This window comes from Pseudomonas sp. 6D_7.1_Bac1, assembly GCF_025465945.1.
Taxonomy (GTDB): Bacteria; Pseudomonadota; Gammaproteobacteria; order Pseudomonadales; family Pseudomonadaceae; genus Aquipseudomonas.
The window spans coordinates 163,733-185,279 of sequence record NZ_JANLNW010000075.1; the positions used below are offsets into that span (position 1 = coordinate 163,733).

Below are 21,547 nucleotides of genomic sequence, written 5' to 3' on the forward strand. Positions count from 1 at the left end.
ATCTTCATTGTCGACCCAAGGCTCTTGCGGGCGAGGCTTCTGCTGCCAGAAGACGTTATTCTTGTATGCGTAACCCGATTCTACACAGCGTAACCAGGTTTGTCCGCCTTCTCTATAAAATCCCCCTTTTTGGCGCCGGTGCAAGGGGTTTGTTGCACAGGTAGATGCCCAGCAGAATCACCCCGCCTCCCAGGCACATCGCCAGGCTCAGTTGCTCGCCCAGCAACAGCGCGCCAAGCATCACCGCGGTCAGTGGATTCAGCGCAATAAACACCCCTGCGCGGGTTGCGCCGATTTTGCGGATACCGTCGTAGTACCCGATGTAGGCCAGCGCCGAACCCAATACCCCCAGATACAGCAGACTGAGCACCTGCCCTGCGTGCAATCCGCTCAAGGCCTCCAGGCTCAACTCACCGCGCGCGGCACTGGTCGCCCACAACATCAAGGTGCCCAGCACAATCGAGTAGGTGACGGTGTGCAGCGGGCCCAATGTCTGGTTCAGGCCCCTGGAAAACAACGAGTAGACGCCCCAGCCCAGCACGCAGCCGAAAATCAACAGGTCACCCATCCAGGCGTTCGCGGTGCCACCATCAAACACTGGCTGGTTTCGACTGACAATCACGACCCCTGCCCCGGCGACGCACATCGCGATGCCCACGATTTTGGCTCGACTCAAGCGCTCCTTGAACAGCAGCCATGACGCCAGCCCAATGACGGCCGGGTTCAACGCCACAATCAGCGATGCCCGAGAGGCATTGATGTAGTGCAAGCCGTAAAAGAAACACAGGTTGTAAAAGAAGATCCCGAAAAACCCCAATACCGCCAACTGCAACCACTGCCTGAACGTCGGGCGCAACAAAGGAATCCGCGCCACGGCCATGAACAGCAGCAACGCCAGGCTCGCCAGCAGAAAACGCAGGCTCGCGGCGAATAACGGGCTGAGTGTGTCGGCGAGAAACCGGCCGGCAACGAAGGTCCCGCCCCAGATCATGGTGACAGTGGCGAGTTTCAGGTAGACCGGGACATCCGAATCACGGGAACCGCCCTGGACAAGGCTTCTCATAAGTCTCCTCGAGAAAAAAGCAGTCAGATGACCTATTCTTCACGTCATGATCGATCATCGTAAAATGAGTAAATACTCATGACCCTGACCCAACTCGAGATTTTTTCGCTGGTTGCCGAACTCCATGGGTTCACCAGCGCGGCCAACCGTCTGGGCATCACCCAGTCGGCGGTGTCCCACGCCATCAAGTCGCTGGAGCAGGAACTCGGCGTCGAGTTGCTCAGAAGGCATCAGTCCCACATTGAGCTCAGCGATATCGGACAACAGCTGCTGTTACGCGTCCGCGCCATACTCGGCCTGGCCAGCACCCTGCGTCAGGAAGCCGCGGATGCCCGCGGGATGAAGCGCGGCACGCTGCGTATCGGCTCTTTCGGACCGACTTCATCGATCAAACTGCTGCCAAGGATTTTGCAGCACTACCGCGCGGCCTATCCGGGGATCGAGGTTCATGTCGACGAAGGCCCGGATCGGCAAGTGCTGCAATGGCTTGAAGAGCGGCGCATCGATATCGGCTTTGTGGTGCTGCCCGAGGAGCGTTTCGACACCTTTGCGTTGGTGGAGGACCAGATGGTCGCGCTGATACCGGCCACTCATGAACTCGCCCAGCGCGACAGCCTGAGCTTGAGTGATCTGTGTCACGACCCGTTCATTCTTACCGAAGCAGGCTCCTCGGAGCTGGTTTCGCGTCTGTTCAGCACTGCGCGGCTGACCCCGGACATTCGCTATCGCAGTTCGCAATTGCTCAGCACGCTGGAAACCGTCGGCCGTGGCGACGCCTTGACACTGGTCGCCGAACTGTCGCTGCCGGACGCTGCCCAGCCGCGCTACGTGAAAAAGCCCCTTTCACCGCCGGTCAAACGTCAGGTTGGTCTGGCGGTGCTGGACCAGCGCCAGTCATCGCCAGCGACCCTGGCGTTTATCAAGCTGGCCGCGTCCCTGAACTACCGTTGAAAAGCACAAAGCCTGTACGCCATCTATCATGGCCCTTGTCTGTACTCTTTTGGGGAGGCAGCCGTTGCCCTGCCTACATTTGAGAGCACTACTTTATCTGAGAGCCCTACTCTATCTAAGAGCCCTACTCCACCGTCACAGGTTCCACAAATGCCATTGACCGTCAAAGCCCGTCGCACGCCGCTGACTCGCAACCTCATCACGCTGCTGATCGGTCTGGTTCCGGTACTGCTGGGTTTCGTCATTCTGCACATGGAAGCCGAACGGGTGCTGGAGCAGAGCACCCAGCAAACGGCCGAAGAAGCGGTGCGTCAATTCGATTTGATGCTCGACAACACCGCGATGGCGGCACAAGAACTGCTGCCGCTGGCCGGACAACCGTGCGCCGACGTCGAACTGGCCCTGCGCGAACAAGTCACGCGCCGACCCTTTGTGCGCTCGACCAATCTGGTGTGGGACAACAACATCTATTGCAGTTCACTGTTTGGCGACTATAAAGCAGAGGTTGATCCTGGCGAGTACACCCAAGGCAAGTTGTGGTTGATGAACGGCAACCCGGTCACACCCAATACCGCGCTGCTGGTGTATCGCCTCAGCGAAGGCAAACAAGGCGCCCTGACCTCCCTTGACGGCTACCACCTGGGCAACATTCTGCGGCTGATTGGCCGCAAGACGCTGCTGTTACTGCAAGTCGGCCCCCACTGGATGTCGGCCGATGGCCAGGTTCACGAGGGCGCCCTGCCCGTATTACCGGTGGCCCGGAGCAATCTTGAATCTTCGCGGTATGCCTTTGAAGTAGAGGCCGGTTTTCCCGAGGGCGAAGTCTGGCGCTACATGAAGAGCGAATACCCGCCGCTGTTCAGCCTGCTGATCTTCTTTGGGGCGATTGCCGGAACCATTGGTCATTGGCTACAAAAACGCGCGTCATCCCCAAGTCACGAACTGCAGCGGGCGCTGGAAGCCGGCGAGTTCATTCCTTACTTTCAACCCGTGGTCTATGGCGACACTAAACGGTGGGCTGGCATCGAGGTCCTGATGCGCTGGAAGCATCCGAAAGAAGGCCTGGTGCGTCCGGACCTGTTCATTCCATTCGCCGAGCATTGCGGCCTGATCGTGCCGATGACTCGCTCGTTGATGCGCCAAACGGCAGCGTTACTCGCCCCACATGCGCCGTCGTTCCAGGAACGCTTTCACATCGGGATCAATATCACCGCCAGCCACTGCAATGACCTTGAGCTGGTCAACGATTGCCGCGAATTTCTCGCCGCCTTCCCGCCAGGCAAGGTCGCGCTGATCCTGGAGCTGACCGAGCGTGAGCTGATCGAACCCAACGCCATCACCCTCCAATTGTTCGAACAGTTACATGAGCTGGGCGTGATGATTGCAATCGATGACTTCGGCACCGGGCATTCGAGCCTGGGCTATTTGCGTCAGTTCAATGTGGACTTTCTGAAGATCGATCAAAGCTTTGTGGCCATGATCGGTGTCGATGCCTTGTCCCGTCATATACTCGACAGCATCATTGAGCTCTCGGCCAAGCTGGACCTTGGTATCGTTGCCGAAGGTGTCGAAACCATTGAACAGAGTGATTATCTTGCCGCTCACGGGGTGAACTTCCTGCAAGGCTACCTATTTGGGCGACCTATGCCGGGCGCCGATTTCATTACTGCGTTGAACAGCCATTAATTAGCCGCTTTTAGCGCTCCAGGGAAATCCTCAACAAATGGATCCCTGCACCCCATTGCATCAAACAGCAGCGTGCGTTACATCATGAAAAAGACATGATTTACTCTGAGCGAATTAACTACTACAATTTTTCTTGCCTGTGCAAGATTGGCAGGTGAGCCATTAACACCGAGTCGCTACAAGGCTCTTGGCTTATAGCTTTGTTTGCGGTTGGTATCAGCCAAACACACTATTGGAGTAAAGATATTGTCCAGACTCGCTGAATTTCGTGCAGCCGAAAAGGCCCTTCAAGAACAGCTCGCGCAGCTGGAATCGCTGAAGAACGACGCCGGGCTCAAGAAAGAAATCGAATTCGAAGAAAAGCTCCAGGGGCTGATGAAAACCTACGGCAAGAGCCTGCGCGACATCATCGCCATTCTTGACCCGAACCCAAAATCCAGCCTCCATCAGGCTGTCGCACCTAAAACTCGCCGCGCCCGCGTGGTCAAGGTTTATCAAAACCCGCACACCGGTGAACTGATCGAAACCAAGGGCGGCAATCACCGCGGCCTGAAGGCCTGGAAGGAACAATATGGTGCGAGCACCGTTGACTCCTGGCTGCGCGCTTAAGCTTCCCTGCGTCCCACCAAAAGCCCTGCCTATGCAGGGCTTTTTATGCTCATCTACACTAATGCAACGATGATCGCCGATCCAGTTGGAAACGCCCGGTAAATATCCTTAGCACCTACCTCAACTTCATGCTTAAACCCTTTGGATATTGAGCAATAACCCTCGGCACTGAAAACACGCAGGCTGTAGCGCACTACTAAAGTTTCAAACTGTTTCGCGCATCGCGTATTTCATCCTGACTAGCCGCATAAACCTCGGCCTGGCCTGCATAGGAAAAAACATAGGCCTTATCGGCATCTACCGCCGCGACTAATGTTTGCGACAACACATGTCGTCCATTCTGGGTGACCGTACAGGTGGTTTCCAGCGCTTGCAGCCGGCTCAATGTAGCGGGATGGATTTTGTTGCAAACACTTTGATAGCCGCCCTGGAAAAAATCCTTTTGCACGGACTTGCGCATTTCCAGCAGCACGCCTTGCAAATTGACTTCATGCCCAGGCTCAACCTGGGTCATGGTCAACTCCATGACCAGCACCGGATCGCCACTTGCATCGTTTTTCACCGCCCGCTGCCTTGAAACCCTGGCCGGTGTTTGAGCTGCCGCATCATCTTGCGGCAATACTTGCACTTCCCAGCCGCTGGGCCAGGTAATCTCGGGAAGCACCGTCTCGGCACTGGCAACAGCCGAAAACAGGCAGGTCAAAACAAACAGATAGCTATACGGTCGACTCATTGCGCTAAACACTGAAGGGGCGAGCGTCAAAGTCTGAGCCCAGCCACGTCACCAGGCAATAGCCGAAGGTTTTGCTTTGGTGCAACGCGAGCCCTTGCGTATCATTGGCGCACTGCAATAAAGCCCAATCAACCGCAAGCCAAGGGACAGCTCGTTATCCCGAGCGCCGTTTGCCCCACTTTTTTTCCGGAGGGCTCATGAGCCTGCACGAACTGAATACGTTCCAAGGCGTTACCGCCCAACCAGACACCGCCACGCAACAATTCGTCTTCAACCACACCATGTTGCGGGTCAAGGACATCACCAAATCCCTGGACTTCTACACGCGTATCCTCGGTTTTACGCTGGTGGAAAAGCGCGATTTCCCGGAAGCCGAGTTCAGCCTGTACTTCCTGGCACTGGTCGATAAAGCTCAGATCCCGGCCGACGCCGCTGCACGCACCCAGTGGATGAAATCGATTCCCGGCATTCTTGAGCTGACTCACAACCACGGCACTGAGAACGACGCGGATTTCGCCTACCACAACGGCAACACCGACCCTCGCGGTTTTGGTCATATCTGCATCTCGGTACCGGACATTCGTGCCGCTTGCGAGCGCTTCGAAGCCCTGGGCTGTGATTTCCAGAAACGCCTGAACGACGGCCGCATGAAGAGCCTGGCCTTCATCAAAGACCCGGACGCGTACTGGGTTGAAATCATTCAGCCGGCACCGCTGTAAAAAAGATCGCAGGCTTCGCCAGCTCCTACAGAATCGAGTCTGGTCCGGCTTTTGTAGGAGCTGGCGTAGCCTGCGATCTTTTGATTCACACACAAAAAAACCCCATGATCGCTCACGGGGTTTTATCTTTTCAGCGTTGACGTTTATGCCGGGGCCGAGGTGCGGATCAGATGATCAAAAGCACTCAGCGATGCCTTGGCACCCTCGCCTACCGCAATCACGATCTGTTTGTACGGCACGGTCGTGACGTCACCGGCAGCGAACACGCCCGGTATCGAAGTCTCACCACGGTTGTCGACGATGATTTCGCCGCGCGGCGACAACTCGACGGTGCCCTTGAGCCAATCGGTGTTAGGCAACAGACCGATCTGCACGAAGATCCCTTCCAGCTCGACGCTCAAGACTTCACCCGACTGACGATCCTTGTAGCGCAACCCGTTGACCTTCTGCCCGTCGCCCGTCACTTCAGTGGTCTGGGCGCTGGTGATGACGGTCACGTTCGGCAAGCTGTGCAACTTACGCTGCAACACCGCATCGGCACGCAACTGCACATCGAATTCCAGCAGCGTCACGTGAGCAACGATGCCAGCCAGGTCGATGGCCGCTTCGACACCCGAGTTACCACCACCAATCACTGCAACGCGCTTGCCTTTGAACAGCGGGCCGTCGCAGTGCGGGCAGTACGCCACGCCTTTGTTACGGTATTGCTGCTCGCCCGGGACGTTCATTTCACGCCAGCGAGCACCGGTCGCGAGAATCACGGTCCTGGCTTTCAGTGAAGCGCCGCTGGCGAATTTGATCTCGTGCAACTCACCGCTCCTGCCCGGCAGCAACTTGTCGGCGCGTTGCAGGTTCATGATGTCGACGTCGTATTGCTTGACATGTTCTTCCAGCGCAACAGCGAGCTTCGGCCCTTCAGTCTCCTGTACCGAAATAAAGTTTTCGATGGCCATGGTGTCCAGCACCTGACCACCAAAACGCTCGGCCGCAACGCCGGTACGAATGCCTTTACGGGCCGCGTAGATTGCCGCCGAAGCACCGGCCGGTCCACCACCGACGACCAGTACGTCAAAGGCTTCTTTGGCGCTGATCTTCTCGGCCTGACGTTCGATACCGCTGGTGTCGATCTTGGCGATGATTTCTTCCAGGCCCATGCGGCCCTGACCGAAGTTCACGCCGTTCAGGTAAACGCTGGGCACGGCCATGATCTGACGATCGTTGACTTCGTCCTGGAACAACGCGCCGTCAATAGCAACGTGACGGATGTTCGGGTTAAGCACCGCCATCAGGTTCAGCGCCTGGACCACGTCCGGGCAGTTCTGGCACGACAGCGAGAAGTAGGTCTCGAAGTTGAACTCGCCTTTGAGCGAGCGGATCTGCTCGATCACTTCACTACTGGCCTTCGAAGGGTGACCGCCGACTTGCAGCAAAGCCAATACCAACGAAGTGAATTCATGGCCCATGGGGATGCCGGCGAAACGCAGGCTGATATCGCTTCCCGGGCGATTCAACGAGAACGATGGCTTGCGCACATCGGTACCGTTGTCGAGCAAGGTAATCTGCTGGGAAAGACTGGCAACGTCTTTGAGTAACGCGAGCATTTCCTGGGATTTCGCACCGTCGTCGAGGGAGGCGACGATCTCGATCGGCTGGGTGACCCGTTCCAGGTATGACTTCAACTGAGCTTTAAGATTGGCGTCCAACATACGGGCGATTTCCATGCTTTTGAATACGGTAGAAAAAACAACGCCCGAGCGAATCTCGCCCGGGCGTTATTTTGGGCGGTGCAGCTTACTAAGTGCGGATTACCGCTCTTGAGTGGCTCACAGACTTAGATCTTGCCGACCAGGTCCAGAGACGGCGCCAGAGTGGCCTCGCCTTCTTTCCATTTGGCTGGGCAGACTTCGCCTGGGTGAGCAGCGACGTATTGAGCAGCCTTGATTTTGCGCAGCAGCTCGGAAGCGTCACGGCCAACGCCGCCGTCGTTCAGTTCGACGATTTTGATCTGGCCTTCAGGGTTGATCACGAAAGTGCCGCGGTCAGCCAGACCGACTTCTTCGATCAGCACGTCGAAGTTGCGGGAGATGACGTGGGTCGGGTCGCCGATCATTGTGTACCGGATTTTTTCGATTGCAGGCGAAGTGTTGTGCCATGCAGCGTGGGCAAAGTGGGTGTCGGTCGACACGCTGTAGATTTCTACGCCCAGCTTCTGGAACTCGGCGTAGTTGTCAGCCAGGTCTTCCAGTTCGGTTGGGCAAACGAAGGTGAAGTCGGCTGGGTAGAAGAACACTACAGACCATTTGCCTTTCAGATCGGCGTCCGACACTTCGACGAAGTGGCCGTTTTTGTACGCGGTAGCTTTGAACGGTTTTACTTGGCTGTTGATGATAGGCATCGTTGACTCTCCGTCAGGGTTGAAAAGTTGATGAAGTGAATCCTACCCAGTCGATCGCCTGATGGCTCATTGGCAAACCTGATGCTGCTAATTGGTTTTCGCTATTAGCCAACACTATTAATAGAAGAAAACCGTATCTACTCACCAACGACTTTTTTTAGCGATCCGGGCCATCCCGAGAAACGGGCTGGCTTCAACATAGCGCATGGCAGCGCAGCAGCATCTGGCGTGCGCTATTAACACAGAGCCAGACACAGCTTCAGAGGCACTAAAAGATGATTAACCCGCTACCGGCGTGCGCATGGTGACGAATTCTTCGGCAGCAGTAGGATGCACGCCGATGGTTTCGTCGAAATCGCGCTTGGTGGCGCCAGCCTTCAAGGCAATCGCCAGGCCCTGAACGATCTCACCCGCGTCCGGACCGACCATGTGGCAACCCAGGACCTTGTCGGTCTTGGCGTCCACCACCAGCTTCATCAGCGTGCGCTCCTGGCACTCGGTCAAGGTCAGCTTCATCGGCCGGAAACGGCTTTCGAAAATCTGTACCTCATAGCCTTCTTCCCTGGCCTGCTCTTCACTCAGGCCGACAGTGCCGATGGTCGGCAAGCTGAATACGGCGGTGGGAATCATCTTGTAGTCGACCAGACGATACTGCTCCGGCTTGAACAGCCGACGCGCCACCGCCATGCCTTCAGCCAGGGCCACTGGCGTCAGTTGCACACGACCGATCACATCGCCAATCGCCAGAATCGACGGTTCAGCGGTTTGGTATTGCTCGTCGACTTCGACAAAACCTTTCTTGTCGAGCGTGACCTGGGTGTTTTCCAACCCAAGGTTGTCCACCATTGGACGACGACCCGTGGCGTAGAACACGCAGTCCGTCTGCAACTCGCGACCATCTTTGAGGGTCACGCTCAAACTGCCGTCGACCTGCTTTTCAATGCGCTCGATGTCGGCATTGAATTGCAGATTCATCCCGCGCTTGGTCAATTCTTCCTGTAAATGCTTGCGTACCGCACCGTCGAAGCCGCGCAGAAACAGGTCACCGCGATACAACAACGTGGTTTCGGCGCCCAGACCGTGGAAAATCCCGGCGAACTCTACGGCGATATAACCGCCGCCGACCACCAGAACACGCTTGGGCAGTTCTTTGAGGAAGAAGGCCTGGTTGGAGCTGATGGCGTGCTCATGCCCAGGAATCTCGGGGATCTGCGGCCAGCCGCCCGTGGCAACCAGAATGTGTTTGGCGGTATGGCGCTCGCCATTGATCTCGACCTCATGCGGGCCAACGATTTTGGCGTGACCTTCATGTAAGGTCACACCGCTTGCGACCAGCAGGTTGCGGTAGATATCGTTCAGACGATTGATCTCGCGATCCTTGTTGGCGATCAGCGTTGCCCAATCGAAATTTGCCTCCCCCAACGACCAGCCAAAGCCCTGCGACTGCTCGAAGTCTTCGGCGAAATGCGCACCGTAGACCAGCAGTTTTTTCGGAACGCAGCCAACGTTAACGCAGGTTCCGCCCAGATAGCGGCTCTCGGCCACGGCCACTTTCGCGCCGAAACCTGCAGCGAAGCGTGCTGCACGTACGCCGCCAGAACCGGCGCCAATCACATAAAGGTCAAAATCGTAGGCCATTTCAATCTCCTCGGCAGGCCACCAGCATACCCGCTGCAGCTTTCTCGGTCAGCGCTGCGAATTACATGGGGCCGGAAAATGAAAAAGCCACCCGAAGGTGGCTTTCAGAACAAAACAGCGAAGCGCTCTTAGTAAGCCTTGCCCGTCTTGTAGAAGTGTTCGAAGCAGAAGTTGGTCGCTTCGATGTAGCCTTCAGCGCCACCGCAGTCAAAACGCGTGCCCTTGAACTTGTAGGCAATCACGCAACCGTCTTGCGCCTGCTTCATCAGGGCGTCGGTGATCTGAATCTCGCCGCCTTTGCCAGGCTCGGTTTCTTCGATCAACTTGAAGATGTCCGGAGTCAGGATGTAACGACCAATGATCGCCAGGTTGGATGGAGCGTCTTCCGGCTTTGGTTTCTCGACCATGTTGCGTACGCGATACAGGTCATCACCGATCAGATCGCCAGCGATCACGCCGTATTTGTGAGTTTCCTGTGGGTCGACTTCCTGGATCGCCACGATGGTGCAACGGTACTGTTTGTACAGTTTGACCATCTGGGTCAGTACGCCGTCGCCTTCCAGGTTGACGCACAAGTCGTCCGCCAGCACGACCGCGAACGGTTCGTCACCGATCAATGGACGACCGGTCAGAATCGCGTGACCCAGGCCTTTCATTTCGGTTTGACGGGTGTAGGAGAACGAGCACTCATCGAGCAGCTTGCGGATGCCGACCAGGTACTTCTCTTTATCAGTCCCTTTGATCTGGTTTTCCAGCTCATAGGAGATGTCGAAGTGGTCTTCCAGGGCGCGCTTGCCACGACCGGTAACGATGGAGATTTCTGTCAAACCAGCGTCCAGCGCTTCTTCAACGCCGTACTGGATCAGTGGCTTGTTCACCACCGGCAGCATTTCTTTAGGCATGGCTTTAGTCGCTGGCAGGAAGCGAGTACCGTAACCGGCTGCTGGGAACAAGCATTTCTTGATCATAAAAGTCCTTGAAAGGGCTGTGTGTACGAGTTTCGGCGCAGTCTAATCAGGCGGCGAGCACCTTACAATGCCCCACGCTGGCTAACCGATGCCATCATAGAGAAATATTCCAGCGGATAGTTCCGTAGCGACGCATTTATGGCCTCCAGGCCAACGCTTGCGGAACAACGCAAAGGCTTCACTTTAGACCAGTGAACGCAACCAGGCACTTTTCCAGTTATCATTGCGCGATTGAACCAGCCAACGAGGCAGATAGATGTCGGCAGCAAAAAGCGTGAACGGTTACCTGATCAATCAGGCTAAAGACGGCCAATGGTGGGTTGACAGCACCGGTGGCGAAAACATCGCCGGGCCTTTCCCCACCGAAGCATTGGCGATTGAAGTGGCCTCGGTGCTGCAAGACACCCCGCCTGCGCCCAAGCGTCGCGGCGCCAAGCCTGAGTAACACCGCCACCCCAAAGAGCCCTGCCAACGCGCAGGGCTCTTTTGCGTTTGTCTGTACCGAAATGGCCATTCGCTATAGCATCTCGCCGAAGGGCGACTCGTGCCCTTTACGCCCTTTCCACTCGCTGATGACCACCCCATGAAAAAATATCTGGCTCTGATTGCGGTATTGGCCTTGAGCGGATGCGCCACCGCGTCAAAAACCTACCTGGATGACGGCGAGCAGGGTCTGTCGATCGACTGCTCGGGCGAAGCCAATTCCTGGGCCAAGTGCTACGAGAAAGCTGATGCTTCCTGCGCCGGAACCGGCTATCGGATCATTGGCACCGACGGCACGCCAGCCACCAAGGAAAGCGACAAGACCCTGGGCCTCGATGTTGGTAACTTCAAGAGCCGCAGTGTCGTGGTGGTGTGTAAGTAACCGGCAAACCGCTGTTGGCCGTTACATGTGAATTTCAGCGAATTTGATCCCGAGGCCACGCACCGTCTCGATCAAATCATCCAGCTGGCTGAAGGACTCGACCTCGTCGTTTTCATCCACCAGGAAATAACTGCGCCCTGCACTTTTCTTGAAGAACACGATCCATTCCCCGGAATTTGCCGGATTTTGAATCACATGGGTCGCAGAGATGTGCCCCTCTGCATGCCGCTCTCTTACTTGCTCTCGCTTCATTGGCCACTCCATAAATGACAATACCGCCAAAGCGCTGGCCCGGACGGCATTGTGTCGATGGGCGACAGTTTATCGGGCGATAGGGTCAATCAGCTAATTTCACATTCAGCGAGCGAGGGGGAAATCGCCAAAAAAACTATGAGCCAGAGATGCACTTGTTGGCCGCGTCCTGCACATCCCCAGGCCGAAACGGCACATTGGACATGCTCTCGTGGAGCTTGATGCTGCTACCGCCAGATCGCTCTTCGATATCGAATACCGCTGCAGGGCCTGCGGACAGTTTTCCAGGAACAATGACCTGCACGCCATCCTTATGCGGCTCCATCTGTAGCGGCCCACGGCTCTTGGCCAGCTTACCGGCCACGCAGTTGGCGTACTCCTGGGGCTTTTTCCCCGAGATCACATTCATGGTCGGCAGCGTCTGATTAATGTCCGAGACTGTCGCACAACCACTTATTGCCAACGCCAGTACCAAAACGCCCCGTTTCATATAAATCCTCCAATAAAGACCCTCCTCCGACAGCACAAATACTGTTTTTCTCCGAGGACCGCTGCTTTATCACTCATAAAAACCCGAATAACTGTTTTTAATTGTCAAAGCGGCCAGCGGCAACCCAATAATAAACCGTTCGGGCTGATAAACTGCGCCATCGCCCATGCTATCGTTTTGATTTAGTAGAAAAAGCCCTTCTGGAGGCGCCCCCATGAAATTTATCCACCAGCGCGAGCACCTCAACGAAGATGACATCGTTGTCATTCAATGCTCCCAAATGTGCAACATCCGCCTCATGAACGACGCCAATTTTCGCAGTTTCAAGAATGGCGGCCGCCATACCTACCACGGCGGCGCATTCGACACCTTCCCTGCGAAGATCACCGCGCCGAGCACCGGTTTCTGGAACATCACCATCGACACGGTCAACCGCCGGCCGATCAGCGTGACCCGCAAACCGACCCTGACTCACTCGATCAAAATCATCCGCCGGTCCAGCTCGAAACTCAGCTGACACTCCAGCCCGCACTGCGACAGACAGGTACGACCGTGGCCCAAACGACCAAGTACGTCATCAAATACAAACTCAACGGCGAGCGCCGCTTCGAGTTCGCCCAGCTTGAGAATGGCACCGAAGCCGAGGCCAAGGCCGCGCTCGCAGCCATTCATGGGGAAACGTCAGACATCATCAGCGATATCAGCGTGAGCAAAGCGCTGTAACGCGGACAAGCTCCGGCGCAGGGACATCATGCACCGCTGAACGCCCCTCGGCAGCCACTCCGGAGTTCGACCGCAAGCACCGGAGTGTCGCCTACCCTTGAACTCCCTAGACTGGCCAACCTCAACCTTGAGTTCAGGAGCCGGGACATGCCCTCTTCTTCGCAGCACAACGCCCCCGTAGAACGCTCTATCAACAGCGTCTGTGCGATGGGCGAACAACCTCTGACTTCGCGTATCAACGCACTGGACTGGCCTACCCTGGAGCAAGACCTCGATCGGGACGGTTGCGCGACGATCAAAGGACTGCTGAGCCCTGAGCAATGTGACGACCTCAGCGCACTCTACGCCCGGCCAGAGTTTTTCCGCTCGCAAGTGATAATGGCCCGGCATGGTTTCGGTCGCGGCGAGTACAAGTATTTCAAATACCCGCTGCCAGACATCGTTGCTCGCCTGCGTAGCACGCTGTACCCAAGGCTTGTCCCGCTGGCCAACCGCTGGAACGAACGGATGGGCTTGCCCAGCCGTTTTCCCATGAAGCACGAGACGTTTGTGCAACGCTGTCATGAGGCAGGACAGGAGCGCCCTACGCCACTGTTGCTCCAATATGGCCCGCAGGACTACAACTGTTTGCATCAGGATCTGTACGGCGAACATGTGTTCCCGTTGCAAGTGGCCATTTTACTGTCAGCCCCAGGCGAAGACTTTACCGGCGGAGAGTTCGTGCTCACCGAACAGCGGCCGCGGATGCAGTCACGGCCCATGGTGATGAGCCTTGAGAAAGGTGATGCGCTGATCTTTGCTGTGCATCAGCGGCCGGTCAAAGGTGTTCGCGGCGATTACCGGGTGAACTTGCGCCACGGTGTCAGCCGCCTGCACAGCGGCAAACGGCATACCCTTGGAGTGATCTTCCACGATGCGCAGTAACGAAATGCCCCCCGTCACCTTCGATCTGTTTGCCGATGAAGATCGGCAACCGGCCCGGACCGAGCAGATCGGCGAACAGTCTTTCGTTTTCCGAGGCTTTGCCCTGCCGTGGATGGAGCGATTACTGCCGGCACTGGAGAAGATTTTACTGGCCGCACCGTTTCGGCAGATGGTGACACCTGGCGGCTTTACCATGTCTGTCGGTTTGAGCAGTTGTGGCACGCTGGGCTGGACCACTGATCGCAGCGGCTATCGTTACACCCGCAACGACCCCGTGAGCGGCCAGCCTTGGCCGGCGATGCCCGAGGTCTTTCGGGAATTGGCGCAGGCTGCGGCGCGAGAGGCCGGTTTCCCTCGCTTTGAGCCAGATGCCTGCCTGATCAACCGATACCTGCCGGGCGCCAGGATGTCATTGCACCAGGACAAGGATGAACGCTCCTACGATCCGCCGATTGTTTCGGTGTCTCTCGGCCTGCCGGCGATGTTTCTGTTCGGGGGATTTGCGCGTAGCGACAAGAGCCAGCGAGTACCGCTGTTACACGGTGACATCGTGGTGTGGGGCGGCGTGGATCGCTTGCGTTATCACGGCGTGCTGCCGCTCAAGGATGGCCATCACCCACAACTGGGTGCACAACGGATCAACTTCACGTTCCGCACCGCAGGATGAAACCCGGAATTTGACCGCAAGCGCCGGAGTGTCCTTGCCGCTTACACTCGCTAGGCTGAACTGAATCTTCAACCGGTAATACCCAATGACTACTGCCGAACACACCACTGAGCAAGATCCCCGTTGGTCCGCGGTACTGGCTCGCGACCCACGTGCCGACGGGCAATTTGTCTACGCGGTGAAAACCACCGGGATCTATTGCCGCCCCAGCAGCCTGGCGCGGCTGCCGAAACCGGAGAACGTCGAGTTTTTCGACACCGAGGAACAGGCTCTGGCTGCCGGTTATCGCCCGAGCAAACGTGCGGCGGCGGACCAGACTCATCTCGCCGCACAACACGCCACATTGGTCGCTGCGGCTTGCCGGCAAATCGAGTCCGCCGAGACCTTGCCCAGTTTGAACGAGCTGGCAGAGGCTGCACGCATGAGCCCCTTCCATTTTCACCGGGTGTTCAAGGCAGTCACCGGCCTGACGCCCAAGGGTTACGCCACCGCGCAGCGTTCACGCAGGGTTCGTGAGCGCCTGGAGGTCGCCGACTCAGTGACTGACGCGCTGTATGACGCAGGCTTCAATTCCAACAGCCGCTTCTACGAGTCCGCCGACCATCTGCTCGGCATGAAACCCAGCGACTACCGCGCCGCAGGCCAGAACACCGACATCCGGTTTGCCGTTGGCCAATGTTCGCTGGGAGCAATTCTGGTGGCACAAAGTCAGCGCGGGGTGTGCGCGATCCTATTGGGTGACGATCCCCACGCACTGGTCTGTGACCTGCAAGACAAGTTCCGCCAGGCCAACCTGATCGGTGCCGACCCTGACTTCGAGCAACTGATTGCCAAGGTAGTGGGTTTCATCGAGGCGCCAGCGCTTGGCCTGGACTTGCCGCTGGATGTGCGCGGCACGGCCTTTCAGGAGCGGGTGTGGATGGCGCTGCGGGATATCCCGCCGGGCAGCACCGCCAGCTACGCCGAGATTGCGCAGCGCATCGGCGCACCCAAAGCGGTGCGCGCCGTGGCCCAGGCCTGCGCCGCCAACAGCCTCGCGGTGGCGATTCCCTGCCACCGGGTGGTGCGCAGCGACGGCAACCTCTCGGGCTATCGCTGGGGCGTGGAGCGCAAGCGTCAACTGCTTGCGCGTGAAACCCAGCCTTAGACAATGCCGATGTGCACTGCCACTGACTCAGGGCCGGTATAGGCTTCGAAATCGGTGACAAATCGGCGTTTGACCTGCGGATTGGCCTCAAAATACGCCCAGACTCTGCCCCACGCCTCGATGACACAGCCCGGCATCGCCCCCTTCGCCTCGAAAATCAGATACTGGCCGCCCTGCACCTCAATGGTTTCGTAACCGGGGGCGGCTTCAGTGACCGCCACCCCGGCCGTCACATCGAAAGAACCCGAGGCATCGGACTCATAGTTGGAGTACACCCCGTAAGCCGGCGAGTCCGGTTTCTTGTTGGCAATCTTGTCAAACAGCCCATCGACAAAAAATCGCTGCCACATCGGACCGATTCTGGCGGTAGCTGCCTGCTGCTCAGCACTGTTGAGCGTACGTACACGCAGTCCCGACACGCGGAATGGTGAAATCTCGAGTTGCTTCAAATCCATGGAACAATTCCTCCGTAGTTAACGATTCACATCCACCACTACCCGGCCACGCAACTGGCCGGCCAGCAACCGCGATGCCGCCTCAATCGCTTCGCTCAAGGCGATTTCATGACTGATCAGCGGTAACAACGTGAAATCCAGATCGGCTGCCAAACGATCCCAGGCAACGATGCGGTTGGCTTTGGGTTGGGTCACGCTGTTGATCCCGGCCAAAGTGATGCCGCGCAAAATGAACGGGGCAACGGACGCCGGGAAATCCATGCCTTGTGCCAAACCGCATGCGGCCACAGTGCCATTGGCCCGAGTGCTGGCACAAGCGTTGGCCAGTGTGTGGCTGCCGACCGAATCAACCACCGCCGCCCAACGCTCCTTGGCCAACGGTTTGCCCGGTTCGGAAAGACTGGCGCGGTCGATGATCTCGCTGGCACCCAGTTGCTTCAGGTACGCGTGTTCCGAGGTGCGGCCGGTGGAGGCAACCACCCGATAACCCAGTTTGGCCAGCAGTGCGATGGCGAAACTGCCGACGCCACCGTTGGCGCCCGTGACCAGCACTTCACCTTGCTGCGGGGTCACGCCGTTACGCTCCAGTGCCAGAATGCTCAGCATCGCCGTGTAACCGGCCGTGCCGATAGCCATGGCCTGGGCCTCGGTGAACGCCGCAGGCAACGGGATCAGCCAATCGCCATCGAGCCGCGCCTTCTGTGCCAGCCCACCCCAATGACCTTCACCCACGCCCCAACCATTGAGCAACACCTTGTCGCCGGCCTTGAAATCCGGATGGCTGCTGACGTCGACCGTACCTGCCAGATCGATCCCTGGCACCATCGGAAATTTGCGTACCACGGGACTTGCACCGGTAATCGCCAGGCCATCCTTGAAGTTCAGCGTGCTGTACGCCACTCGAACCGTGACATTGCCGTCGGGCAGCTGATCTTCGCCGATTTCCCGGAGATTGGCGCGGTAACCGCTGTCATCTTTCTCAATCAAAATGCCGTTGAACATGGTTGTCTCCTGACTTGATCGTTAGTCGAAGGGCGAGCCCGAACGAATACCTTCGCAGCCGTTGTACAAAAAAGCCATGACCGATATCACAACCGAGGGCTACGCTTTTCTGCACTCGACACCTGCACCTAAAGGCCACTGGCCTTGGGGCGGCGACTCCTGTTACAAAATCCGCTCTTGTCATGAAGAGGACGTCCCAATGAGCCAGTGGCCTGATACCCGCATTCTTGATCTGCTCGGCATCGAGTTGCCCATCATCCAGGCCCCCATGGCCGGCGCTACCGGATCGGCCATGGTCATCGCGGCCAGCAATGCCGGCGCCCTCGGCTCCATGCCAGCGGCCCTGCTGAGCGTCGAACAATTGCGCGAAGAGCTGAAGATCATCCGCCAACACAGCCAGCGCTCGTTCAATGTGAACTTCTTCTGCCATCAACCACCGGTGGCCGATGAGCAACGCGCCCGGCAATGGAAAAATCTGCTGGAACCGTATTACCGCGAACTGGGCGCTGACTTCGACGCACCGACACCGATTTCCAATCGAACACCGTTCGATGACGCCGCCTGCGCGGTGGTCGAGGAGTTCTGTCCGAAGGTGGTGAGTTTTCACTTCGGCCTCCCGGAAAAATCCCTGCTGGACCGAGTCAAAGCCACAGGGGCAAAAATCCTGTCTTCGGCGACCACTGTCGATGAGGCGGTCTGGCTTGAACGGCATGGTTGCGACGCGATCATCGCCATGGGCTACGAGGCTGGAGGCCATCGCGGGATGTTTCTCAGCGAGGACCTGAGCAGTCAGGTCGGCACCTTTGCCCTGGTGCCGCAAATTGTCGATGCCGTCAGCGTGCCGGTGATAGCCGCTGGCGGGATTGGCGATGCGCGCGGGATTGTCGCCGCATTTGCCTTGGGCGCCTCGGCGGTGCAACTGGGCACCGCCTATTTGTTTACTCCGGAGGCCAAGGTCAGTGCCTCCCATCACCGGGCGCTGCGCACCGCCAAGGAAAGCGAGACGGCACTGACCAACATTTTCACCGGGCGCCCGGCGCGGGGGATTCTCAATCGGGTCATGCGCGAACTCGGCCCGATCAGTCCACAAGCCCCGGCCTTCCCGTTGGCCGGCGGCGCGCTGATGCCCCTGCGCGCCAAGGGTGAAGCGGACTTCAGCAACCTCTGGGCCGGGCAAGCGCTGCGACTGGGCGTTGAATTACCGACTGCTGAACTGACCCGACGCCTGGCTGACGAGGCGCTGGCCAAATTGACTCGCCTCTAATCCCCGTAGCAGCTGCCGAGCCTGCGAGGCTGCGTTCGGCCGCGCAGCGGTCGTCAAATCAGGCAACGTGTTTTTCCAGACAAACCACGTATGCAGGATTTGCGAGGACTTCGTCCTCGAACGCAGCCTCGCGGGCTCGGCAGCTGCTACGGGGTACGGGGCGGCTCATTGCGTGGTATTCGATACGTTCCGTTTGTCGGCAATTCGCTATATATTCGCCTATATAGCGTTTCACCCTCTCGCAACGGCGCAGTCCATTACCAATAAAAGCTGCCCACTGCACTTGCCTACCTCGGAGCCGCTCCATGACATTTCGTGCCTCACGTTTTGCCCCTACTTGCCTGGCGTCTTTGCTCGCCGTGTTTGCATTTGGCTCAGCCCAGGCCGATGAAGTCCAGGTCGCGGTTGCGGCCAACTTCACCGCACCGATCCAGGCCATTGCCGCTGACTTCGAAAAAGACACCGGGCACAAACTGATCGCCGCCTATGGCGCTACTGGCCAGTTCTACACCCAGATCAAAAACGGTGCGCCGTTCGAAGTGTTCCTGTCAGCTGACGACAGCACCCCGCAAAAGCTTGAGAGCGAAGGCGACACGGTCAAAGGCTCACGCTTTACCTACGCTATCGGCACCCTGGCGCTGTGGTCGGCCAAGGACGGTTACGTTGACGCCAAAGGCAAAGTGCTCACCGACAACAAATATCAGCACCTGTCGATCGCCAACCCGAAAGCCGCCCCCTACGGCCTCGCAGCTACCCAGGTATTGGCCAAGCTGGGCCTGACCGACAAGGTCAAAGACAAGATCGTTGAAGGCCAGAACATCACTCAGGCCTACCAATTCGTCTCCACCGGCAATGCTGAAGTGGGCTTCGTCGCCTTGTCGCAGATCTATAAAGACGGCAAAGTCACCAGCGGTTCGGCGTGGATCGTTCCAGCCGACATGCACGACCCGATCAAACAAGACGCGGTGATCCTCAACAAAGGCAAAGACAACCCGGCCGCCAAGGCACTGGTTGCCTACCTCAAGGGCCCGAAAGCCGCTGCCGTCATCAAGTCCTACGGTTATCAACTCTAAATGACGTTATCGAGTGCCGACTTATCCGCCATCTGGCTGACCCTCAAACTGGCGTCCCTGACGACGGTCATCCTGCTGGTCATCGGCACTCCAATTGCGCTGTGGCTATCGCGCACCCGCTCCTGGTTACGCGGCCCCATCGGGGCAATCGTCGCCCTGCCCCTGGTGTTACCGCCGACGGTGATCGGCTTCTATCTGCTGCTGACCCTCGGCCCTAACGGGTTCGTCGGTCAGTTCACCCAATCCCTGGGACTGGGCACGCTGACGTTCAGTTTTGCAGGGTTGGTGATCGGCTCGGTCATCTACTCGATGCCCTTTGTCGTCCAGCCGTTGCAGAACGCGTTCTCTGCCATTGGTACCCGTCCGCTGGAAGTGGCTGCGACCTTGCGCGCCAACCCGTGGGACACTTTTTTCAGCGTGATCTTGCCGTTGGCCAGGCCAGGTTTTATCACCGCCGCCATTCTCGGATTCGCCCACACCGTCGGTGAGTTTGGCGTGGTGCTGATGATCGGCGGCAATATTCCAGACAAGACCCGCGTGGTGTCGGTGCAGATCTACGATCACGTCGAGGCCATGGAATACGATCAGGCCCATTGGCTGGCCGGGGCGATGCTGGTGTTCTCATTCCTGGTATTGCTGGCGCTGTACTCAAGCCGCAAAACCAAAGCCGGCTGGAGCTGATCGATGGCCTCAACGATTCACGCTCGCCTGCAATTGAGCTACCCGGATTTCTCCCTGGACGTCGACCTGCACCTGCCCGGTCGCGGCGTGACTGCTCTGTACGGCCATTCCGGCTCGGGCAAAACCACCTGCCTGCGCTGCATCGCCGGCCTGGAAAGAGCCGAGCAAGGCTTTATCCAGATCAATGACGAAGTCTGGCAGGACAGCAGCAAAAAACGCTTTGTCGCCCCGCACAAACGGGCGCTGGGTTACGTATTTCAAGAGGCCAGTCTGTTTCCCCATCTGTCGGTGCTGGACAATCTGGAGTTTGGCCTACGGCGTATTCCACGCCAGCAACGCCGGGTCGACATGACCCACGCCACCGAACTGCTGGGGATCGGCCACCTGCTCGACCGTCATCCGCAACACCTCTCGGGCGGCGAACGCCAACGGGTCGGCATTGCACGGGCGTTGCTCACCAGCCCGAAATTACTGCTAATGGACGAACCACTGGCGGCGCTGGATTCACAGCGCAAAAGCGAAATCCTGCCGTACCTCGAACGGCTGCACGACGAACTGGAAATCCCGGTGTTGTATGTCAGCCACTCGCAGGACGAAGTCGCGCGCCTGGCCGATCACATTGTCTTGCTCAGCCATGGCAAAGCCCTGGCCAGCGGTCCTGTCGGTGAAACCCTCGCGCGGCTCGACCTGCCACTGGCATTGGGCGACGACGCGGGCGTGGTGATCGAGGGTCAAGTGACGGACTACGACGCCAACTACCAACTGCTGACCCTGCAACTGCCCGGCAGCCAATTGAACGTGCGAGTCACGCATTCACCTTTGGCAGTGGGCAAACGGCTGCGCGTCAAAGTCCAGGCTCGCGATGTCAGTCTGAGCCTTCAGGGCGGCGAACTCAGCAGCATCCTCAATCGCCTGCCGGTGACGGTGACCAGTGAAATTGCCGCAGACAACGCAGCCCACGTACTGGTGCGACTGGACGCTGCCGGAACGCCATTGCTGGCGCGCATCACCCGCTATTCCCGCGATCACTTGCAACTGCATCCCGGCCAGCAGCTATGGGCGCAAATCAAGTCAGTGGCAGTCCTCGCATAATCGGGTGACGCGCACACCAAGACCCTACCCGTTGTCACGGGAAAGTCTTTTGAGCTAGTCTGGCCGCCTTCCCCTACACCGGACGACCTTTCGACGTGAACAACTAAGCCTTTCAAAAATGTATGCACAACAAGCTGCCACAGGCACTTG

26 protein-coding genes are annotated in these 21,547 nt (G+C 57.9%); 15 read left to right on the forward strand and 11 right to left on the reverse strand.

The genetic code is table 11. The features are described from left to right. Window positions 1-112 precede the first annotated feature (112 nt). Window positions 113-1,063 carry a DMT family transporter gene (locus NTD87_RS23205; RefSeq protein WP_262116530.1) on the reverse strand — a complete coding sequence of 317 codons (951 nt, stop codon included), beginning with the start codon at window positions 1,061-1,063 and terminating at the stop codon, window positions 113-115. Between the two features lie 78 nt (window positions 1,064-1,141). Here NTD87_RS23205 and NTD87_RS23210 point away from each other — a divergent pair, with 78 nt between their 5' ends. From NTD87_RS23210 to NTD87_RS23220, 3 genes are all read left to right on the forward strand, one after another. Continuing rightward, on the forward strand, window positions 1,142-2,014 hold the full coding sequence (locus NTD87_RS23210; protein WP_262116531.1) for a LysR family transcriptional regulator: 873 nt from the start codon (window positions 1,142-1,144) through the stop codon (window positions 2,012-2,014). 150 nt (window positions 2,015-2,164) lie between these two features. Next, window positions 2,165-3,700 (forward strand): EAL domain-containing protein, encoded by a 1,536-nt coding sequence (locus NTD87_RS23215; RefSeq protein ID WP_262116532.1) that lies wholly within the window; start codon window positions 2,165-2,167, stop codon window positions 3,698-3,700. 246 nt (window positions 3,701-3,946) lie between these two features. After that, window positions 3,947-4,309 carry a histone-like nucleoid-structuring protein, MvaT/MvaU family gene (locus NTD87_RS23220; protein ID WP_145020651.1) on the forward strand — a complete coding sequence of 121 codons (363 nt, stop codon included), beginning with the start codon at window positions 3,947-3,949 and terminating at the stop codon, window positions 4,307-4,309. 196 nt (window positions 4,310-4,505) lie between these two features. On the opposite strand, the gene NTD87_RS23225 is transcribed toward NTD87_RS23220, so the two are convergent. Next, window positions 4,506-5,042: a DUF4946 domain-containing protein gene (locus NTD87_RS23225; protein ID WP_262116533.1), complete on the reverse strand. Its 537-nt coding sequence runs from the start codon at window positions 5,040-5,042 to the stop codon at window positions 4,506-4,508. 197 nt (window positions 5,043-5,239) lie between these two features. Here NTD87_RS23225 and gloA point away from each other — a divergent pair, with 197 nt between their 5' ends. Continuing rightward, window positions 5,240-5,761, forward strand: coding sequence for a lactoylglutathione lyase (gene gloA / locus NTD87_RS23230; RefSeq protein ID WP_262116534.1), 522 nt, complete (start codon window positions 5,240-5,242; stop codon window positions 5,759-5,761). Between the two features lie 143 nt (window positions 5,762-5,904). Here the strand turns inward: gloA and ahpF are convergent, their stop codons facing one another. From ahpF to galU, 4 genes are all read right to left on the reverse strand, one after another. Next, on the reverse strand, window positions 5,905-7,467 hold the full coding sequence (gene ahpF / locus NTD87_RS23235; RefSeq protein WP_262116535.1) for an alkyl hydroperoxide reductase subunit F: 1,563 nt from the start codon (window positions 7,465-7,467) through the stop codon (window positions 5,905-5,907). Between the two features lie 125 nt (window positions 7,468-7,592). Continuing rightward, on the reverse strand, window positions 7,593-8,156 hold the full coding sequence (gene ahpC, locus NTD87_RS23240) for an alkyl hydroperoxide reductase subunit C (protein WP_262116536.1): 564 nt from the start codon (window positions 8,154-8,156) through the stop codon (window positions 7,593-7,595). 279 nt (window positions 8,157-8,435) lie between these two features. Beyond that, window positions 8,436-9,794, reverse strand: a complete 1,359-nt coding sequence (gene gorA / locus NTD87_RS23245; RefSeq protein WP_262116537.1) for a glutathione-disulfide reductase — start codon at window positions 9,792-9,794, stop codon at window positions 8,436-8,438. A gap of 128 nt (window positions 9,795-9,922) precedes the next feature. Further along, window positions 9,923-10,762, reverse strand: a complete 840-nt coding sequence (gene galU / locus NTD87_RS23250; RefSeq protein ID WP_095108460.1) for a UTP--glucose-1-phosphate uridylyltransferase GalU — start codon at window positions 10,760-10,762, stop codon at window positions 9,923-9,925. Window positions 10,763-11,018: 256 nt separating this feature from the next. Between galU and NTD87_RS23255 the strand changes: the two genes are divergently transcribed. Both NTD87_RS23255 and NTD87_RS23260 read left to right on the forward strand, forming a co-directional pair. Beyond that, window positions 11,019-11,207, forward strand: coding sequence for a hypothetical protein (locus tag NTD87_RS23255; protein WP_262116538.1), 189 nt, complete (start codon window positions 11,019-11,021; stop codon window positions 11,205-11,207). A 138-nt stretch (window positions 11,208-11,345) separates the two neighbouring features. Beyond that, window positions 11,346-11,627 carry a hypothetical protein gene (locus NTD87_RS23260; protein ID WP_262116539.1) on the forward strand — a complete coding sequence of 94 codons (282 nt, stop codon included), beginning with the start codon at window positions 11,346-11,348 and terminating at the stop codon, window positions 11,625-11,627. A 21-nt stretch (window positions 11,628-11,648) separates the two neighbouring features. On the opposite strand, the gene NTD87_RS23265 is transcribed toward NTD87_RS23260, so the two are convergent. From NTD87_RS23265 to NTD87_RS23275, 3 genes are all read right to left on the reverse strand, one after another. Then, window positions 11,649-11,879 (reverse strand): hypothetical protein, encoded by a 231-nt coding sequence (locus NTD87_RS23265; RefSeq protein WP_262116540.1) that lies wholly within the window; start codon window positions 11,877-11,879, stop codon window positions 11,649-11,651. A gap of 136 nt (window positions 11,880-12,015) precedes the next feature. Then, the gene (locus NTD87_RS23270; RefSeq protein WP_262116541.1) at window positions 12,016-12,369 is read right to left on the reverse strand and encodes a hypothetical protein; all 354 of its coding nucleotides are present in this window, start codon (window positions 12,367-12,369) and stop codon (window positions 12,016-12,018) included. 69 nt (window positions 12,370-12,438) lie between these two features. Next, window positions 12,439-12,585 (reverse strand): hypothetical protein, encoded by a 147-nt coding sequence (locus NTD87_RS23275; protein WP_262116542.1) that lies wholly within the window; start codon window positions 12,583-12,585, stop codon window positions 12,439-12,441. Between NTD87_RS23275 and NTD87_RS23280 the strand changes: the two genes are divergently transcribed. From NTD87_RS23280 to ada, 5 genes are all read left to right on the forward strand, one after another. Then, window positions 12,584-12,886, forward strand: coding sequence for a DUF1883 domain-containing protein (locus tag NTD87_RS23280; RefSeq protein WP_019690029.1), 303 nt, complete (start codon window positions 12,584-12,586; stop codon window positions 12,884-12,886). The two genes, NTD87_RS23275 and NTD87_RS23280, sit on opposite strands and share 2 nt — an antisense overlap. A gap of 35 nt (window positions 12,887-12,921) precedes the next feature. Then, window positions 12,922-13,092, forward strand: a complete 171-nt coding sequence (locus NTD87_RS23285) for a hypothetical protein (RefSeq protein ID WP_262116543.1) — start codon at window positions 12,922-12,924, stop codon at window positions 13,090-13,092. A gap of 207 nt (window positions 13,093-13,299) precedes the next feature. Continuing rightward, window positions 13,300-14,016: a 2OG-Fe(II) oxygenase gene (locus tag NTD87_RS23290; RefSeq protein WP_262116563.1), complete on the forward strand. Its 717-nt coding sequence runs from the start codon at window positions 13,300-13,302 to the stop codon at window positions 14,014-14,016. Window positions 14,017-14,020: 4 nt separating this feature from the next. Continuing rightward, on the forward strand, window positions 14,021-14,683 hold the full coding sequence (gene alkB / locus NTD87_RS23295; protein WP_410017512.1) for a DNA oxidative demethylase AlkB: 663 nt from the start codon (window positions 14,021-14,023) through the stop codon (window positions 14,681-14,683). Window positions 14,684-14,768: 85 nt separating this feature from the next. Then, window positions 14,769-15,830: a bifunctional DNA-binding transcriptional regulator/O6-methylguanine-DNA methyltransferase Ada gene (ada, locus tag NTD87_RS23300; protein ID WP_262116545.1), complete on the forward strand. Its 1,062-nt coding sequence runs from the start codon at window positions 14,769-14,771 to the stop codon at window positions 15,828-15,830. Here the strand turns inward: ada and NTD87_RS23305 are convergent. Both NTD87_RS23305 and NTD87_RS23310 read right to left on the reverse strand, forming a co-directional pair. Continuing rightward, window positions 15,827-16,285, reverse strand: coding sequence for a GyrI-like domain-containing protein (locus NTD87_RS23305; protein WP_262116546.1), 459 nt, complete (start codon window positions 16,283-16,285; stop codon window positions 15,827-15,829). The two genes, ada and NTD87_RS23305, sit on opposite strands and share 4 nt — an antisense overlap. A gap of 18 nt (window positions 16,286-16,303) precedes the next feature. Beyond that, on the reverse strand, window positions 16,304-17,287 hold the full coding sequence (locus NTD87_RS23310) for an MDR family oxidoreductase (protein WP_262116547.1): 984 nt from the start codon (window positions 17,285-17,287) through the stop codon (window positions 16,304-16,306). A gap of 199 nt (window positions 17,288-17,486) precedes the next feature. On the opposite strand from NTD87_RS23310, the gene NTD87_RS23315 reads away from it, so the two are divergent. From NTD87_RS23315 to modC, 4 genes are all read left to right on the forward strand, one after another. Next, window positions 17,487-18,551, forward strand: coding sequence for an NAD(P)H-dependent flavin oxidoreductase (locus NTD87_RS23315; RefSeq protein WP_262116548.1), 1,065 nt, complete (start codon window positions 17,487-17,489; stop codon window positions 18,549-18,551). Between the two features lie 305 nt (window positions 18,552-18,856). Further along, complete coding sequence (modA, locus tag NTD87_RS23320) at window positions 18,857-19,624, forward strand: molybdate ABC transporter substrate-binding protein (protein ID WP_262116549.1); 768 nt, start codon at window positions 18,857-18,859, stop codon at window positions 19,622-19,624. Next, window positions 19,625-20,305, forward strand: coding sequence for a molybdate ABC transporter permease subunit (modB, locus tag NTD87_RS23325; RefSeq protein WP_262116550.1), 681 nt, complete (start codon window positions 19,625-19,627; stop codon window positions 20,303-20,305). It begins immediately after the preceding gene. Between the two features lie 3 nt (window positions 20,306-20,308). Next, on the forward strand, window positions 20,309-21,397 hold the full coding sequence (gene modC, locus NTD87_RS23330; protein ID WP_262116551.1) for a molybdenum ABC transporter ATP-binding protein: 1,089 nt from the start codon (window positions 20,309-20,311) through the stop codon (window positions 21,395-21,397). Window positions 21,398-21,547: the final 150 nt, after the last annotated feature.